Source organism: Euzebyales bacterium (genome assembly GCA_036374135.1).
Classification (GTDB): Bacteria; Actinomycetota; Nitriliruptoria; order Euzebyales; family JAHELV01; genus JAHELV01.
Window position 1 is genome coordinate 19561 of sequence record DASUUK010000024.1, and the last position, 15518, is coordinate 35078.

Annotated in this window: 14 protein-coding genes; 2 read left to right on the forward strand and 12 right to left on the reverse strand. The window is 71.9% G+C overall.

Annotated elements, in window-relative coordinates; all coding sequences use genetic code 11:
- Window positions 1-74: 74 nt before the first annotated feature.
- The 11 genes from VFZ70_02895 to VFZ70_02945 form a co-directional block, all read right to left on the reverse strand.
- Window positions 75-713 (reverse strand): hypothetical protein, encoded by a 639-nt coding sequence (locus VFZ70_02895; protein ID HEX6254735.1) that lies wholly within the window; start codon window positions 711-713, stop codon window positions 75-77.
- Between the two features lie 128 nt (window positions 714-841).
- On the reverse strand, window positions 842-1681 hold the full coding sequence (gene hisG, locus VFZ70_02900) for an ATP phosphoribosyltransferase (protein ID HEX6254736.1): 840 nt from the start codon (window positions 1679-1681) through the stop codon (window positions 842-844).
- The gene (gene hisE / locus VFZ70_02905) at window positions 1678-1986 is read right to left on the reverse strand and encodes a phosphoribosyl-ATP diphosphatase (GenBank protein HEX6254737.1); all 309 of its coding nucleotides are present in this window, start codon (window positions 1984-1986) and stop codon (window positions 1678-1680) included. Before hisE ends, hisG begins: the two co-directional genes overlap by 4 nt.
- Before the next feature lie 102 nt (window positions 1987-2088).
- Window positions 2089-3135 carry a bifunctional phosphoglucose/phosphomannose isomerase gene (locus VFZ70_02910; protein HEX6254738.1) on the reverse strand — a complete coding sequence of 349 codons (1047 nt, stop codon included), beginning with the start codon at window positions 3133-3135 and terminating at the stop codon, window positions 2089-2091.
- Between the two features lie 15 nt (window positions 3136-3150).
- A complete protein-coding gene (locus VFZ70_02915; protein ID HEX6254739.1) occupies window positions 3151-3342 on the reverse strand; it encodes a Trm112 family protein in 192 nt (63 codons plus the stop codon).
- Between the two features lie 52 nt (window positions 3343-3394).
- Window positions 3395-4732: a phosphomannomutase/phosphoglucomutase gene (locus VFZ70_02920; GenBank protein ID HEX6254740.1), complete on the reverse strand. Its 1338-nt coding sequence runs from the start codon at window positions 4730-4732 to the stop codon at window positions 3395-3397.
- A 40-nt stretch (window positions 4733-4772) separates the two neighbouring features.
- Window positions 4773-5462 carry a DUF3499 family protein gene (locus tag VFZ70_02925; GenBank protein ID HEX6254741.1) on the reverse strand — a complete coding sequence of 230 codons (690 nt, stop codon included), beginning with the start codon at window positions 5460-5462 and terminating at the stop codon, window positions 4773-4775.
- Window positions 5463-5543: 81 nt separating this feature from the next.
- Window positions 5544-7052, reverse strand: a complete 1509-nt coding sequence (locus VFZ70_02930; protein ID HEX6254742.1) for a DUF5719 family protein — start codon at window positions 7050-7052, stop codon at window positions 5544-5546.
- 15 nt (window positions 7053-7067) lie between these two features.
- Window positions 7068-10202, reverse strand: a complete 3135-nt coding sequence (locus VFZ70_02935; GenBank protein ID HEX6254743.1) for a glycosyltransferase family 2 protein — start codon at window positions 10200-10202, stop codon at window positions 7068-7070.
- Between the two features lie 104 nt (window positions 10203-10306).
- Window positions 10307-10552 carry a WhiB family transcriptional regulator gene (locus VFZ70_02940; GenBank protein HEX6254744.1) on the reverse strand — a complete coding sequence of 82 codons (246 nt, stop codon included), beginning with the start codon at window positions 10550-10552 and terminating at the stop codon, window positions 10307-10309.
- Between the two features lie 174 nt (window positions 10553-10726).
- Window positions 10727-12112, reverse strand: coding sequence for a replication-associated recombination protein A (locus VFZ70_02945; protein ID HEX6254745.1), 1386 nt, complete (start codon window positions 12110-12112; stop codon window positions 10727-10729).
- 67 nt (window positions 12113-12179) lie between these two features.
- Between VFZ70_02945 and VFZ70_02950 the strand changes: the two genes are divergently transcribed.
- Window positions 12180-13259 carry a polysaccharide pyruvyl transferase family protein gene (locus VFZ70_02950; GenBank protein ID HEX6254746.1) on the forward strand — a complete coding sequence of 360 codons (1080 nt, stop codon included), beginning with the start codon at window positions 12180-12182 and terminating at the stop codon, window positions 13257-13259.
- Between the two features lie 77 nt (window positions 13260-13336).
- Here the strand turns inward: VFZ70_02950 and VFZ70_02955 are convergent, their stop codons facing one another.
- Window positions 13337-14461, reverse strand: a complete 1125-nt coding sequence (locus VFZ70_02955; protein HEX6254747.1) for a UDP-N-acetylglucosamine 2-epimerase — start codon at window positions 14459-14461, stop codon at window positions 13337-13339.
- Between the two features lie 229 nt (window positions 14462-14690).
- Between VFZ70_02955 and VFZ70_02960 the strand changes: the two genes are divergently transcribed.
- Window positions 14691-15452 (forward strand): TetR/AcrR family transcriptional regulator, encoded by a 762-nt coding sequence (locus VFZ70_02960; protein ID HEX6254748.1) that lies wholly within the window; start codon window positions 14691-14693, stop codon window positions 15450-15452.
- The last annotated feature ends 66 nt before the right edge of the window (window positions 15453-15518 follow it).

A 15518-nucleotide genomic window follows, 5' to 3' on the forward strand; every position in this document is an offset into this window, starting at 1 on the left:
CATGTGGACCAGTTAGCTTCGCACCCGTCACGACTACCAACAGTAGCAATGCCTCCCCGGCTTTGCCGTCATTCTCACGCCTGGTAGACATGCGATCCGTTCTCGGCGGATGTCGCATCGACGGCGGCCAGGGTGACGACCATGATCCGCCTCGCTCCGGCCGCCAGGAGCACGGATGCGGCCGCCGAGGCGGTTCCTCCGGTTGTCCGGACGTCGTCAACCAGGACTATGCGAGATGGCACGCATGGTGCGCTCTGGAAGTCGTCCCGCCGGGCGATCCGACGCTGCGCCGCGGTCAACGTCGTCTGGTCACTGTCCTGCCGTACCCGGCGCAGCAGCGCCACGGCGCCGGGCCCGGCCAGCGTGCGGGGGATGTCTGCGCCACGCCGACGTCGGCGCGCACGGGTCGAGGGCACCCACGTCCGCGGCCACGGCGGCACCCGGACGTCCAGCTGGCTCCAGAGCAGGCGCGCCAGATCCGCTGCCGCGGCGTGTCGTCCCGGTGTCTTGACGTCCCGGATCGCCTCCGCCACGACGCCCTCGTAGCGGAACGCCGCCACCGCGATCACCGCATGCGCGAGCCGGACCGGTGCGCCTCCGCGCAGGCGCAGGGCCGACGAGGCGTCGCGACACGCCGGGCACAGCCCCGCACCGCGCCGGCCACAGGCGGCACAGCGGAGCGGGAGGACGACATCGAGCAGGCGGTGCACCATGTGGCCACGATCACACGCTCCGGTCGCCGGACGCGACGCCCACCGTCCAGCGGTGTGGATGACGTGGTCGCGCGCCCTGGTTGCCCGGCCATCGGCGGCATCGGTCGGCGCCGCGCCGCAGAGGCCGGCTAGAGGATCGCCTGGGGCGTGACGGCCACGATGCCCGTCGCGCCGAGTGCCCGCAGATCGCCGAGACGTTCCCAGAGCTCATCGGCGCCGACGACGAAGTGGACCGCCACCAGGTCGGTCGTGCCGGCGAGCGGCAGCACGGTCGGCGACGCGAGGCCAGGAAACAGGTACCGCAGCTTGTCGACCTGTGCCGGCTGCACGTGGAGCATCACGTACCGATGGCGCCCCGCCGCCAGCGCCGCGCCCAGACGCAGCGCCATGTCGTCGAGCACCGTGTGGTCGGCGCGTCGAACGAACAACGCCTGGCACGGGGTCATGACCTCGAGCACGCGCAGCCGGTTGCGCGCCAGGCTGGCGCCGGTCTCGCGGAGGTCGACGATCGCGTCAGCGATGCCGGCAGCGCACACACCCTCCAGGGAGCCACCCAGCTCGAGCACCGCCACGTCGACGCCCCGGCGGGCGAAGAACGTTCGCGTGAGGTGCGGCAGGTGCGTGGCCACGGTGCACCCGGCCAGGTCGTCAGCGGTGATGCGGCCGTCGTCGTCGCGGCTGGCGACCACTAGGTCCGAGCGCGCGAAGCCCAGCGGCAACGCGTCGAGGTCGTCGAGCTCGTGCTCCTCGACAAGATCCGTCGCGATGAACGCCGCGTCGACCTGGCCCGCGGCCAGCGCGCGGGCCGCGTCGCGTGAGCGCATCTCGATGAACGACAAGCCATCGACGGGGGCGATCGACTGGTTGCCGTGCAAGCGCGACGTGGCGTACCCGGCCGCACCGAGCAGCTCGAGCGTCCTGGTGCGCAGCCGTCCGCGTGACGGAACGGCCACCCATGGCGCTGTCATCGTCTTCCTCCCGCCTCGGTGCCTACGCCGGCGTGACGCGAGGCGAGCTCGGTGAGCACGTCGTCGAGCCGCACGTCGACCGCCACCAGCCCCGCCAGCAGGTGGAACACGAGGTCCGCGGCCTCCTCGGTGACGCGGGCGCGGTCGACGTCGTCGCGCACGAGCTCCACGCACGTCTCATAGGCCTCCTCCATGATCTTGCGGGAGGCACGTTCGGGATCGGTGACCAGCGTGACGGAGTACGACTCGGCGGGTGCGTCGACCCGCCGGGTCCGCAGCACCGCCTCGAGATCGTGCAGGAACATCGGTTCGTCACTCCCGGTGGGACGCGCATCGGCGGCGGCCAGCCTATGTGCCGCGGCAGACGGACGCGGAGCGCAGCAGGGGCGCGCGCGGGTTGCCGGTGTTCAGGCCAGGACGGCCTTGAGCCGGTCGACCGCCTCGATCGGCGTGGGATCCACACCACGCGCGAGCGCCGTGTACACGCTGATCAGGTCGACGTGCAGCAGCAGCTCCGCCAGGCGGGCCAGCGGTGGGCCGCCGGTCGACGCCACCTCGGCTGTCCACGCGAAGTGCCTGTCGGTGATGTCCACCGACGGCGCCACCCGCCGCTTGACCTCGCCGTGCTCGCCGTCGGGGTCACGCACCATGAGCAGCGCGCTACGGGGGGTCAGGTGCTCCAGCCAGTGACCGACGATGGCGTTGTGGTCGGCCTCAGGCAGCGTCGCGGCGTAGGCGGGCAGCTTGGCGTTCTCGTTGAGCTGCGTGACGAGGCGGTGCGCCACGACCGATGCCAACCCCTGCGTGCCCCACGCCACCGCCAGGTCGACCTGCGCCAGCTGCTCCGCGAGGCGCTTGGCCGGGTTGTCACGCCGCGGGATGTGCCGACCGCAGGCGGCGACCGCGCGGCGCTGACCCGCGATCGCGTCGTCGAGCTGACCGCCCAGCCCGAAGACCCCCAGCAGCGGCACCAGCAACCAGCCCAGACTGTGGCGGGGCGGGGCACCCGCCGGCACGACTGCGACGGGCCAGCCCTGCTCGTGGGCACGCGCCCCCAGCCGCCCACCGCTGGTCACGACGGCGATCGGGGCACCGCGGAGCTCGGCCTGGGTGACGGCGTCGAGGGTCTCGGCGGTGTTGCCGGAGTGGGAGACCGCGATGACCTGCGTCGACGGACCGACGAAGCACGGCAGGCCGTAGCCCTGGTGAACGACCAGCGGCACCTCCAGCTCGTCGAGCAGCAGCGCCGCCAGCAGGTGCCCCACGATCCCCGAGCCGCCCATGCCGACGACACAGACCTGCTCGGCGAGGGTCAGGTCGACGTTCAGCCCGACGCGTCGTGCGTCGTCCCACTGCCACGGCGCGCCTTCGACATCGGCGAGCGCGTCGCTGAGGTCGACGCGGCCGTAGTGGTCGGGCTCGTCGAGATCGACGCCACCGTCGAGGTCGGTCATCTGCGCTCGCTGCGGTCAGGAGCTGCTGCGGCTCGGCCGGCGCGGCGGCGACGCCTCTTCGACCAGCATCACGGGGATGTTCTCGCGCACCGGGTAGTGCAGCTCACACTGCGTGCAGATGATGACCTTGCGCCGATCCTTGTAGACGATCTCACCATGGCAGGCGGGACAGATCAGCAGGTCGATCAGGGACTGGTCGACAGCCATGGACTTCTCCTTGGGTTGCTCCGGCCGCCTCCGACAGGCGGTTGACGTGCGACTAGGAACGGACCAGCGCGAGCACCTCGTCGCGGATGGCGGCCATCGTCTCGGCGTCGGTGGCTTCGACGTTGAGGCGCAGCATCGGTTCGGTGTTCGACGGGCGGACGTTGAACCACCAGACACCCGACGAGACGGTCAGGCCGTCAGCGTAGTCCGCGTCGCCACGGTCGGCGAACGCGTCAGCGACGGTGATGACCGCGGCGTCGGCGTCGGCGACCCGGCTGTTGATCTCGCCCGACTGCACGTACACGTCGTACGGGGCGACCATCTCGGCGAGTGAACCACCGTGGGCGCTGAGCGCCTCGAGGAGGATCAGCGCGGCGATGAGGCCGGAGTCCGCACGGAAGTTGTCCCGGAAGTAGTAGTGGCCGGAGTGCTCGCCCCCGAAGATCGCGCCCGTCTCCGCCATCACCGACTTGATGTAGGAGTGGCCGACCCGCGTGCGCACCGGGCGTCCACCGGCGCGTCGGATGGTCTCCGGCACGATGCGCGAGCAGATCAGGTTGTACAGCACCGGCGCACCCGGATCGCGCGCGAGCATGCGCTCGGCCGCGACCGCGGTGACCAGTGACGGTGACACCGGCCGGCCTGCGCCGTCGACGCAGAACATGCGGTCGGCGTCGCCGTCGAAGGCCAGGCCGATGTCACATGCGTCGGCGCGCACCAGCGCCGTCAGGTCGGCGAGGTTCTCCGGCTCGATGGGACTGGCCGGGTGGTTGGGGAACGTCCCGTCGAGCTCGAAGTACAACGGCACCAGCTCGAACGGCAGCGGGCCGAACACCGCGGGCACGACGTGGCCGGCCATGCCGTTACCCGCGTCGACGGCGACACGCAGCGGCCGCAGGACCGTCGTGTCGACGAAGCTGCGCACGTGGGCGGCGAAGTCGTCGAGCACGTCGATCTCGCGATGGCCGCCCTCCCGCGGCGCCGCAGCGAACCGGCCGGCGGCGGCGCGGTCACGGATGCGTCGGAGGCCGGTGTCGAAGGCGACGGGCTCGGCGCCGGCACGGCACAACTTCAACCCGTTGTAGCCGGCGGGGTTGTGGCTGGCCGTCACCATGACGCCCGGCAGATCCAGGTGGCCGGACGCGTAGTACAGCATGTCGGTCGACGCCAGCCCCAGGTCGATGGTGTCCACTCCCTGGGCGCGGGCGCCACGCATCACCGCGTCCGCGAGCACCGGTGAGCTGGGGCGCATGTCCCGACCCACGAGCATGCCCGACGCCGCCAACTCGACCGCGGCGGCCCGGCCGATCAGGTGTGCGAGGTCCGTGTCGAGCTCGGACGGAACGAGGCCCCGGACGTCGTAGGCCTTGACGACCCGATCGAGCCTCACCGACGGGTCAGCATTGGTCACGGACACCGACCGCCGGGCATCACGTAGGCCGGCTGCGTGTCAACGCGACCACAACGCCGCGGGATTCCGGCTCGATCGGCATCTGCAGCTGGCCCTGCAGCTCGAAGGCCTCGTCGTCGAGCAGCGTGCGCGTGACCGGCTCGTAGGGGTGCCCGGTTCGGCGCTCGACCGCCCGTGCATCCTCAGCCGACGGACCGCCGGCCGCCGTCGGCGCCAGGTTGTCGACCGACGGGGAGGACTGCTCGGGCCCGGGTGGCTCCTCCGCGGCCGCGCCGACACCCCACGCCTCGGCCAGACGCGGCAGCGCGGCCGTCAGGGCCGCATAGCGATCGGGACCGGGGTTCGACGACGGCGGGTCCGGCGGCACCTGGGGGTCGGGTTCGGGTGACCGCGTCCGCCGGTCGAGGCGTTCCCATCCGCGCGGCACGATCAGGACGTCGGCGTGCGCCGCACACAGGTCGTAGAACGCGGGGTCCTTGTCCTCGGACAGGTCGACGAGCGACGCCTGGCGCGCGTCGTACCGGAACGACAGCGTCACCGTCGCCGCCTGCTGACATCCCGCTCGCTGGCACATCCGTTGGGCTGCGGGAGCGACTGCCCCGCCCTGAGCTCCATGGAACCAGGCGCCGCCCGGGTGGTCCTTGGCCAGCGGAGCCGTTCCTCGACGTGTCGCGTGCAACAGGGCCCCGCGGATGTCGTGATCACTCATCGCGGGGCAACAGTAGACGACCCACCGGTCGATTCGGGCGAACCGCCACCATCAGCGGCGGAGAGCGGTCGGGCACGCACTCTACCGGTCCTGCTGCGCCGGGAAGTCGACCGGCCGGGTCCCCAGGGTCTCGTCCCGACGTGGGATCGGCGCGTCCTGCGAGCCCTCCCAGGTGTTCGCGGGGACGAGCGGCAGGGTCAGCAGGCAGCTCACCCGCTTGCTGCCGGCGAGGCGCAGGGTGGCGTACAGCGGCTGATCGGCGGACACGGTGACGGGCGCGCCGCCGTCGGTGACCCCCGCCTGCGCGAACGGCAGGAGGCGCATCTCGCCCGCTGCGATCTCGAGGGCGTCCCACCCCTCGGGCGCGACGCCCGAGGCGCTGGCGGTGGCCGTGACCGGTGTGGAGCCGGCGTTGTACAGCGCGAGTGCAGGACCCGTGCCACCGGGCGCTGTCGCCGCGACGCTGGTCTGATCGGCCTCAGGGATCCCGGCCAGCGAGGTCACGGCGGCGTCGTCACCGCTCCTGGCGACGAAGCTGGTCGCGACGAAGCCGACGTCGTTGGTCGACGTCACCGTCACACCGAAGGTCGACTTCGACGACAGTCCTTCGAGCTCGATCCGCTCGACGCTCTCGGGCCCGACGACCACCTCCTGCGCCACGGCCTCCGCGGCGACCTCGTCGCTGGCGCTCACCTCGAGCTCGGCGGAGCGGGTGTTCGGGTTCAGGACGGTGATCCACGACGCGTTGCGCTCGTCGGCGGCCGCGTATGCGAACCCGGCGGAGGTCGCGTCGGACGGTTGCGCCTGCAGCACGGTCCGTCCCGCCGGCGCACCGGTGTCGCTGGACACCCCGGCTCCGTCGAGCTCGATGTCCGGCAGATCCGGTTGACCGAACTGCTGCACACCGGTGGCGATGACCCGGCCCGCGTCGACCTCGACGATCACGCCGAGGTCGGGTTGCTCGGGTTGTAGATCGCTCACATCCACCGCGATGACGTCACGGGCGGGCACCGACAGGTTCTCGCTGGACACCAGGTTGACCCGCCCCTCGGGTGTGGCGAAGGCGACACGCGCGACGGCGTCGGAGTCAAACGGGTTGAACAGGTAGACGCGCGTGCTTGATCCGATGACGGTCGAGGCACCGCTCAGCAGCCAGCGGGGCGCGGGACTGGGGGTGCACGAGTCGCCCAGGCGGTCGCCTCCACGCCCCTCCACGTTCCACGAGGCGGTCGCGGGCCCGCCCCGCCAGCGGATCTCCACGGCGGGCGGACGCCTGCCGCCGTCGATCTCGATCTCCTCGGTGTCGCCCGGTTCGAGCTGGCGGGGCTCACCCAGATCCTCGACCTGACCGCCACCCACGCTGGCGACGGTCACCCGTGACGTGTCCTCACCCGCGGCCGCGACGGTCAGCGTGGCCGTCTCGCCGTTGCGCGCGATCGGGACGCAGTACCACGCGCCGCTGTTGACGTCGATCTGCTCGGCGAACGTCGCGGACGGCGGCTCGGGTGCCGCGACGACGCGGTCGGCGGCCACCGTTGCGCCAACCAGCAACGCGAGAACGGTCAGGACGAATGCGATCTGCCGGCTCATCGTGAACTCCCCGACCTACCGCAGGTCGCCGGTGATCGTGGCGGCCGCCGCGGCACGCGCGGCGGGCCCGGGCATGGGGGCCGGGTACGGCCCGACGTGGACGTCGTCGATGTCGCGACGGTCGACGCCGCTGCGCGGCGGCCGCAGCGCCAGCGAGATCACGGCGAACACGGCCAGCAGCTGCGCTGCGACCACCCAGAGGTGCCGTGTCTCGCCGCCTGGGGTGATCTCCAGCCGGCCCGGCTCGGTGATCTCGTAGACGTTGGCGTACACACCCGGCACGGCTTGCAGCCGTTGGCCGTCGAGCTCGACGTTCCAGCGTGACGACCGGGCCTCCGACAGCAGGAGCCAGCCCGGCACCACGTCGCCGGTGTACGACCCGGGCGCGGTCTCACGGAGGCCGTCGTCCTCGAGGGCGCCGGTGTCGACCTGCCGCACGGCATCGGCGGCGGACTGCGCGGTGTCAGCGGGCACGACCGCGGCACGTGGCAGCCACGTCGACACCTCGAAGATCTGCCCGGCGCCGGATGGGAGCGGCTCCAGATCGGGTTGGGCGGACAGCAGGCCGGCGATCTCCGAGCGGTTGTCGCGATCGTGGATCACGACGTAGCGCACGTTGAGGAGACCGAGCTCGAGCGCGGCACGCGGATCGCCCAGGCCGATCGATGCCACCGACCGTGCGAAGTCGCCGGAGAGCGGCTCGCTCGGCGACGTGCCGAACTGCAGCATCGTGGGGCCGTCGGCGTCGGTGACGTCCCAGTCGAGCGTGTCCTCACCGCCGGACAGCAGCAGGATCCGGTAGTTGCCGATGCGCTCGACGTCGGCGGCCACGAACGCCGGGACCAGGTCGCGGGCGATGCGCAGCTCCGACCACGGATCGGTGACCACCCGGTACAGCCCGCCGGCGAGCCCGGCGACCAGCACGAGCGCGCATCCGGCCGCCAGCACCTGGCGGAGCCCGAAGTTGTAGGTGCGGAGATGATCGCTGATGCTGCGGGCGGCGAGTGTCGCCAGCCCCGCCAGCGCCAGGGCGCCGGGCAGCAGCAGCGCCGGGATCCACGTGGTCTCCAGACCCAGGAAGCCGATCCCCCAGGCGATCATGCCCCAGATGGTGATGACGCCGAGCAGGACGACCACAGCGGTCGCACGCCCGCGGCCCGTCAGCAACAGGGCGGCGCCCACGACGCCGGCCGTGACCAGCGCCGCGACGTACACGCCGATCGGTTCGAGCCCGGGAAGGATGTCGGGGGCCAGCAGGAACGCCTGCCAGGCGGTCACCGGCTCGAACGGGGCGGCGTCGATGACCTGCCCACCGCTCCGGACCACGTCGGCCAGCCAGGGGGCCAGCACGATGAGCGCGAGCGGGGCGGCGCTGAACGTGCGCAGAAGCGCCCCGCGACGCGACCCCACGCCCGCCGCGACCACGGCGGTCAACCAGATGCCCGCCGGCACCATCCACGCCCCCGGTGCGGCCGACCACAGGATCGCGAGCACCAGGGCCATGACCGCCGACGCGCGCCAGCCCTCAGCCGGTGTCCGGCGGTGGTCGGCGCTCCAGACGGCGAGCACCACCAGGCCGGGCAGCAGCGCGGCGACCAGCAGTTCGCTGAACCGTCCCTCGGCCAGCGCGCCGAGGACCGCGGGGCTCAGCGTGTACACGGTGGCGCCGAGCAGACGTGGCCACATGCGGGTCGACAGCAGCCGCCCGGCGCGGATCGTCAGGATGAACGCCAACGGCAGCATGCCGAGGACGACCAGGCGCTGGGCCAACCACATCGAGCCGAGACCCAGGTAGCTGAGCAGACCGAGCACCGGTTGGACGGGTGGCAGGAACGACCAGGATCCCAGCGGGTCGCCGTGCCACGGGTGGGTGTACGCGCGGATGAAGTCCGTGGCCTCGTCGGGCCACGGCAGCACCTGGCCACCGATGATCTGCCCGCCGCCGAGCAGCGGGATGGCGCCCACGAGATAGAGCGCCAGCAGGATCGGCCCGACGATCAGGCTGGGGTGGCGTCGCAGGAACGCGCCCAGCGTCCGCGACTGGGACGTGCGCAGGGTCGCGGTCGTCGGATCCTCGAGCAGGCGTGGCGTCCGCGAACCCGACAGCCAGGTACCGATGGCCTCGCCGTAGTCGCGCAGCCGCGCCCACGGACTGGCGAACAGCGGACGAAGGTCACTGTCGGTCCGTCGTCGCAGCTGCTGCACCCCGCGTCGCAGCAGCAGCGTGCGCGGGAGCCTGAGCACGTTCCAGCCGACGGCCTTCAGGCCGGCCGTGCCCGCACCCACGCGGCGGGTCAACAGCAGCCCCAGCGCCCGGAACAGGAACAGCACCGTGCCGACCGGGATCAGCAGCGCCAGCCGCGCCAGGCTGTAGTTCTTGAGCATCGCCGCGAGCGTGTGGCGCTCTGTCAGGTACTCGACCTCGTGGGAGCGGTCCTCACCGAGGGGACGTCCGCCACGCTCGCCCGCACTGACGTGGTAGCCGACCGCGTGCGGTACGACCCGCACGCGGTAGCCCGCGATCCATGCGCGCCAGCACAGGTCCAGGTCCTCGCGCGCGAACGACATGCGGGTGTCGAACCCACCGAGCCCCTCGTACGCGTCGGACCGCACGATCATGCCGGCGGTCGACACGAACAGCGTGTCGGTCTCCTCGTCGTGCTGACCCTGGTCGATCTCGCCGGGGTCCAGCTGTCGTGACCACCGGCCGAACGGATCGATCGTCTGGCCGACCTGCTGGACCAACGGCTCCTGGGACCACTCGCGCAGCTTGGGTCCGGCCACCGCGACCTCGGGGTCGGCCTCCATCGTCGCCAGCAGCGTGGCGACGGTGTCGACGGTCATCACGAGGTCGTCGTGGAGCATGAGGACCAGCGGCGCGCCGGCCAGCGCCGGGTGTCTCCGGCCGATCTCGAACGCCTCGGCGAATGTGCGCGGCTCGTCGAGCCGGACGAGCCGGTCGGCGGTCACCCGCGATGTGAGCAGGTCCGACGACCCGTCGGTCGAGGCGTTGTCGACGACGATCAGTTCCAGGGCGGCGATGCGCCAGTCTGCGATCGTGCCCAGGATCACCGGCAGCCATCGCAGGCCGTTGTGGACGACAAGGACAACGCCGAGACGTGGGCGAGCTACCGAATCTGTGAACGACATGGAGGAAGGACTGGCGCTCGAGAAGAGATTCCGCCCGCTTCACCGGGCCGTAACCCTACGCATCGTAGCCCGTCGGCTTCACTCGCCCACGGGGGTGCACCTGCCTAAGAGGCCAACCGCTTGAGCTTGCGACGCTCGCGCTCGCTCATCCCGCCCCAGATGCCGAACCGCTCGTCGTGCTCCACGGCGTACTCGAGGCACTCGACCCGCACCGTGCACTCCGAGCAGATGCGCTTGGCCTCCCGGGTCGAGCCGCCCTTCTCGGGGAAGAAGACGTCAGGGTCGGCGTTGAGGCACTTCGCCTCGTCGGCCCACGGTACCGGTTCGATGAACACGTCTTCCCCTGTCACGCGAGTGCATCCGCCGACGTGCGGGCGTCCCGTTCCGCGGCCCTGCAGGTGCCGCGCTGCGGTTCCTCACACGTTTGGAACTCCACCTGTGTAACTATGCTCGCGCCCACGCGCATCGTCAACCCGGGATCCGGGTGTTTTCGCGATATTGGCGCGTGTTGTGTAGTGAGAAGACTACTCTGCGTCGTTCTTACGGAGCCACGTGTGCATGTCCGGCTCACGTCCGTGGGTTCCCGGCCGGTACAGCTGACCGGACACGAGCCCGTCCGGTCCGTACTGCTGTGCCACCCAGCCGCGGGGGTCGTCATGGGGATAGCGGTATCCCGCGCCGTGGCCCAGCCGTTTCGCGCCCTTGTAGTGCGCGTCACGCAGGTGCGCCGGCACGGCGGCGTTGCCCAGCCGTTCGACGGCACGGTCGGCATTGACCAGCGCGTTCGTGACGCTGTTCGACTTGGGTGCCAGCGCGAGGTACAGGGCGGCCTGCGCCAGCGCGAAGCGTGCCTCGGGAAGTCCGACCGACTCCAGCGCGTGCCACGCCGATGTCGCCACCGACAGCGCGTCCGGATCGGCGAGCCCGACGTCCTCGCTGGCCAGGATGATCATCCTGCGTGCCAGGAACCTGGGGTCCTCGCCCTCGGTGAGCATCCGTACCAGCCAGTAGACGGCCGCATCAGGATCCGAGCCCCGCAGCGACTTGATGAACGCGCTGACCTGGTCGTAGTGGGCGTCACCGGACTTGTCGTAACGCATGTGAGGGCTGCCCAGCGCGACCCGCACGTCATCACCGGTCACTTCACGGCCCGCGGCGGTCGCGGCCGCCGCCTCGAGTCCGGTCAACGCCACCCGGGCGTCGCCGTCGGCGGCCGCGATCAACGCGGTCCGCGCGTCGCGAGCCAGCTGCACACCTGGAAGGCCGTCAGCGCGGTCCAACGCCCGATCGATGACCCGGCCGATCGCGTCGTCGTCCAACGGACGCAGCCGATACAGCAGGCTGCGCGACAGCAGTGGTGCGTTGACCTCGAAGCTGGGGTTCTCGGTCGTGGCACCGATCAGCGTCACCGAGCCGTCCTCCACCGCCGGCAGGAGTGCATCCTGCTGCGCCCGGTTGAAGCGGTGGATCTCGTCGATGAACAGCACCGTGGCGCGGTCGGCGGCATCGCGGCGCGTCCGCGCGCGCTCGATCTGCTCGCGGACCTCGCGTACGCCGGCGGTCACCGCCGACAGCTCCACGAACGCGGCGCTGGTGGTCGCCGCGATCACACGTGCCAGGGTCGTCTTGCCGGTGCCCGGTGGTCCCCACAACACGATGCTGCGCAGCGCGTCGGTCTCGATCGCACGCCGCAGTGGCGAGTCGGGACCGGTCAGCTGCTCCTGACCGATCAGCTCCTCGAGCCGCGCCGGGCGCACCCGCGCCGCGAGCGGGACGCCGGCCGATGACGTCGTCGGCGGTACGTCCACGTCGGGCGGCTCGGCGCCGAACAGCGACGCCGTGCCACCCGGGTCGTCCTGGAGACCCCGGGTCACGGCGCGCTCGGCGTGGTCGATGCGTCCATCAGGCAACGGTAACGCCTCGACGCCCGTGGTGGGCACGCCATCCACGGTCGGTGAGCACGGGAGGTGGCAGCGCGTGCGCGTGACCGTCGCCGCCTGGATCGGCTCGGCCAACGCGGGTGACGAGCTGATCTTCGCCGCGCTGCGCGCGAAGCTCGTCGCGCGCGGTGCGCGCGTGACGGCGATCACCGCGCACGCCCGCGACGCCGACGGTGGCGTCCCGGCGGTGGGCCACCTCGACGCCGCCGCCGTGTGGCGGGCGGTCGCGGGCGGCGATGCGCTGGTGTTCGGCGGTGGCGGACTGCTCCAGGACCAGACGTCGTCGTTCAACCTGCCGTTGCACCTGTCACGGCTGTGGATCGCGGGGCTGACGCGGACACCGCACGCGGTCGTCGGCGTCGGAGCGGGTCCGCTGCAGACACGCATCGGACGGGGCCAGGTGCGCCGCGCGCTGCGGGGTGCGACGGCCGTGACCGTCCGGGATCGCCCATCCGCACGGACCCTGCGGCGCGCAGGCGTGCGCGGCGTACGGGTGACCGCCGACCTGGCCGTGTCCCTGCCGTCACCCCAGGTCGCGCCGGCGGACGCCATCACCGCGTGCCTTCGTCCCTGGCGCGGGGGACGCAACTGCCTGCCCGTCGCCACGCGAGCCGCCCGCGACGTCACACCGGAGGCGATGGTCGACCGTCTCGCGCGGGGCCTCGATGCCGCTGCGGGGGCGCTCGGGCTGCCCGTGCGACTGGTCGCGATGCAGCGCGGGTGGGACGATCTGCTCCACGCCCGCGTCGCACGGCGACTGCGCGCGCCCGTGACACTGCTGAGTCCTCCACCGGAGCGGGTCGTCGCCGAGATCGCGGCCACCCGTGTGGTGGTGGCGATGCGCTACCACGCGGCCGTCGCCGCCATACTCGCCGGGCGCCCTGCGGCGCTGATCGGCTACGCGCCGAAGGTGGCGGCGATCGGGGCCGAGATGGGCCCCGCGGCACGCATGGTCGGGTGGACGCCCGAGGCGCTGGACGGTCTGGCCGACGCGGTGCTCGCCGTCGCGGGTCGCGACCACGACCTGCCCGCCGTGCTCAGCGACCTGCGCGCACGTGAGCGCGGCAACGACACCGTGCTCGACGATCTCCTCACGCTCGCCGAGGCCCGCCGCTGACGGCGGCATCGCCACCGGCGACCGCCTACCGGTGTCAACCCCGACCGGCTCCGGGGCGGGCACATCGCACCGGGGGTTCAGCCATGCGCCACACGGCCGACCGGCGGGGGCGGGTCGCGCGTGAGTGCGAGCAGGTCGGCCAGGATCCGCTCGGACGGGCGCCGGTCGAGGTCCGCCCGTCCACGGCGGTAGCGGTCGGGATCGGCGATGACCTCGGCGACGGTCTGCGGGCGGTAGCCGGACAGCACCACGTTGGCGCCGAGTCCGTCGGACCGCTCCGTCCTCGCCCGCCACAACAGCGTCGGCACCCCCAGCAGCGCGCACTCCTCCTGCACACTGCCGCCGTCGGTGATGACCAGCCGCGCGCCGGCGATGGCGTGCACGAACGCCCGATGGGAGATCACCGGCGACACCTCGATCCCGGCGTCGATCACACGCCCGTGCAGGCCCATCCGGTGCAGAGCGCGCACGGTCGGCGCGTGGACCACGAACAGCACCCGCATGGTCGTGGCCAGCCGCTCCACGGTCGCGACGAGGCGCTCGACCCGTCGTCGGCTGGTCAGGTTCTCGACCCGGTGCATCGTCACCACCGCCCCGCCGCCCGATGGCCGTGCCCGCCCGAGCGCGTCGCGCAACGCGTCGATCACCGTGTTGCCGTCGAGCGCCACCGACCGACGATCGAGTCCCATAGCGCGCAGGTTGTCCATCGCGGCGGCATCGGGCGCGAACAACCTGGTGGCCAGGCGCATCACGAGGACCCTGATCGCCTCCTCGGGAAACGGCTGGCGCAGGCTGTGCGAGCGCAGGCCCGCCTCGAGGTGGGCGACCGCCAGCCCGGCACGCCTGGCCAGCAGCGCTGACAGCAGCGTGGATGGCGTGTCACCGTGGACGACGCACACGCCGCCACGGTCGCCGAAGATCTCGCGACGGACGGCGCGCGACGACCACAATCGTCCGGCGATGCCGCCGGCCCAGGCGACGGCACCGGCGATCGAGGTGATGTCGTCGGCACCGCCGAGCACGACGTCCGGCTGCCGGACCCCGAGATCGGCACGCATCGTGGCGGACAGGCGCGCGTGCTGGCCCGAGTCGATCAGCCGGTGATCGATGCCGCGTGCCGTCAGCAGGCGCAGCAGCGGCGCGGTCTTGATGTACTGGGCCTTCGTGCCCACGAAGATGTGGATGGCGTCCTTGCCTCGCACCCGCCGGATCCCCTCCGCGCCATGCTCTGGACCTGGGCGTCGCAGGCACCGTCGAGGTGGCAGCATAACCACGCGCGTCGCCCCCACCGCGGCACGGCGGCGGCAGCGCGACATGTGCAGCACATCGACGGCGCGACCAGGGCCCCGACTTTGGCGTCGCGAACCCGAGGGCGGCGTCGAGCAGGTGCGCGAACGGTGTTCGCACTGCAACTTCTGTTAGAGTGCCGGCATGCCGACACGACGAGAGCGCCTACGCGCCGAGCTGACGGGCCAGATCAAGGCCGCTGCACTCGAGCGTCTGCAGACCCACGGGGCCGATGGACTGTCACTGCGGGCAGTCGCACGCGATGTCGGGCTGAGCGCACCGGGCATGTACCGCTACTTCGACAGTCGTGACGCGCTGCTGACGGCACTCATCACCGAGGGTTACGAGGACCTGGCCGATCACGTCATCTTCGCGGTCATCGGGAGCGACCAGCCGCTGTCGGACGGTGATCGGCCTGCGCCGATGGTGCCGGAGCGCGTACCGGTCAACGCGCCACCGGCGCAGCGCTTCGGTGCGTCGGCGCGGGCGTACCGGCACTGGTCACGAACCCATCCCAACGAGTTCGCCCTGCTGTACGGCACTCCGATCCCCGGGTACGCGGCGCCCACGGGTGGCCCGACCGTCGACGCCGTGCGACGGATGTCGATCGCGCTGCTCCGTCCCCTGGTGGAGGCGCACGTCGTCGATGCGCTCCGCATCCCCGAGAGCTTCGCCGCCGACGACCTCGGGGACGCGACCGCGCTGCTGCGTGCCGACATCGCCGATCTGGCGGGCATGCCCGTCCCCGCGGCGCTGCCGCCGTTCCTCCTGGCGACGTGGGCGCGTCTGCACGGCATCGTCACCCTCGAGGTGTTCAACCAGTTCGCGTTCGCGTTCGGCGACGACGCCGGCGACCTGTTCGAAGCCGAGCTCGCGTCACTCACCGCGCAGACGTTCATCGGCTGAGCCCGCGAGTGACGAGACGCGCCCCGTCATGCGACCCGGTGGGCGCGGGCGAGCTCATGGCGGGAC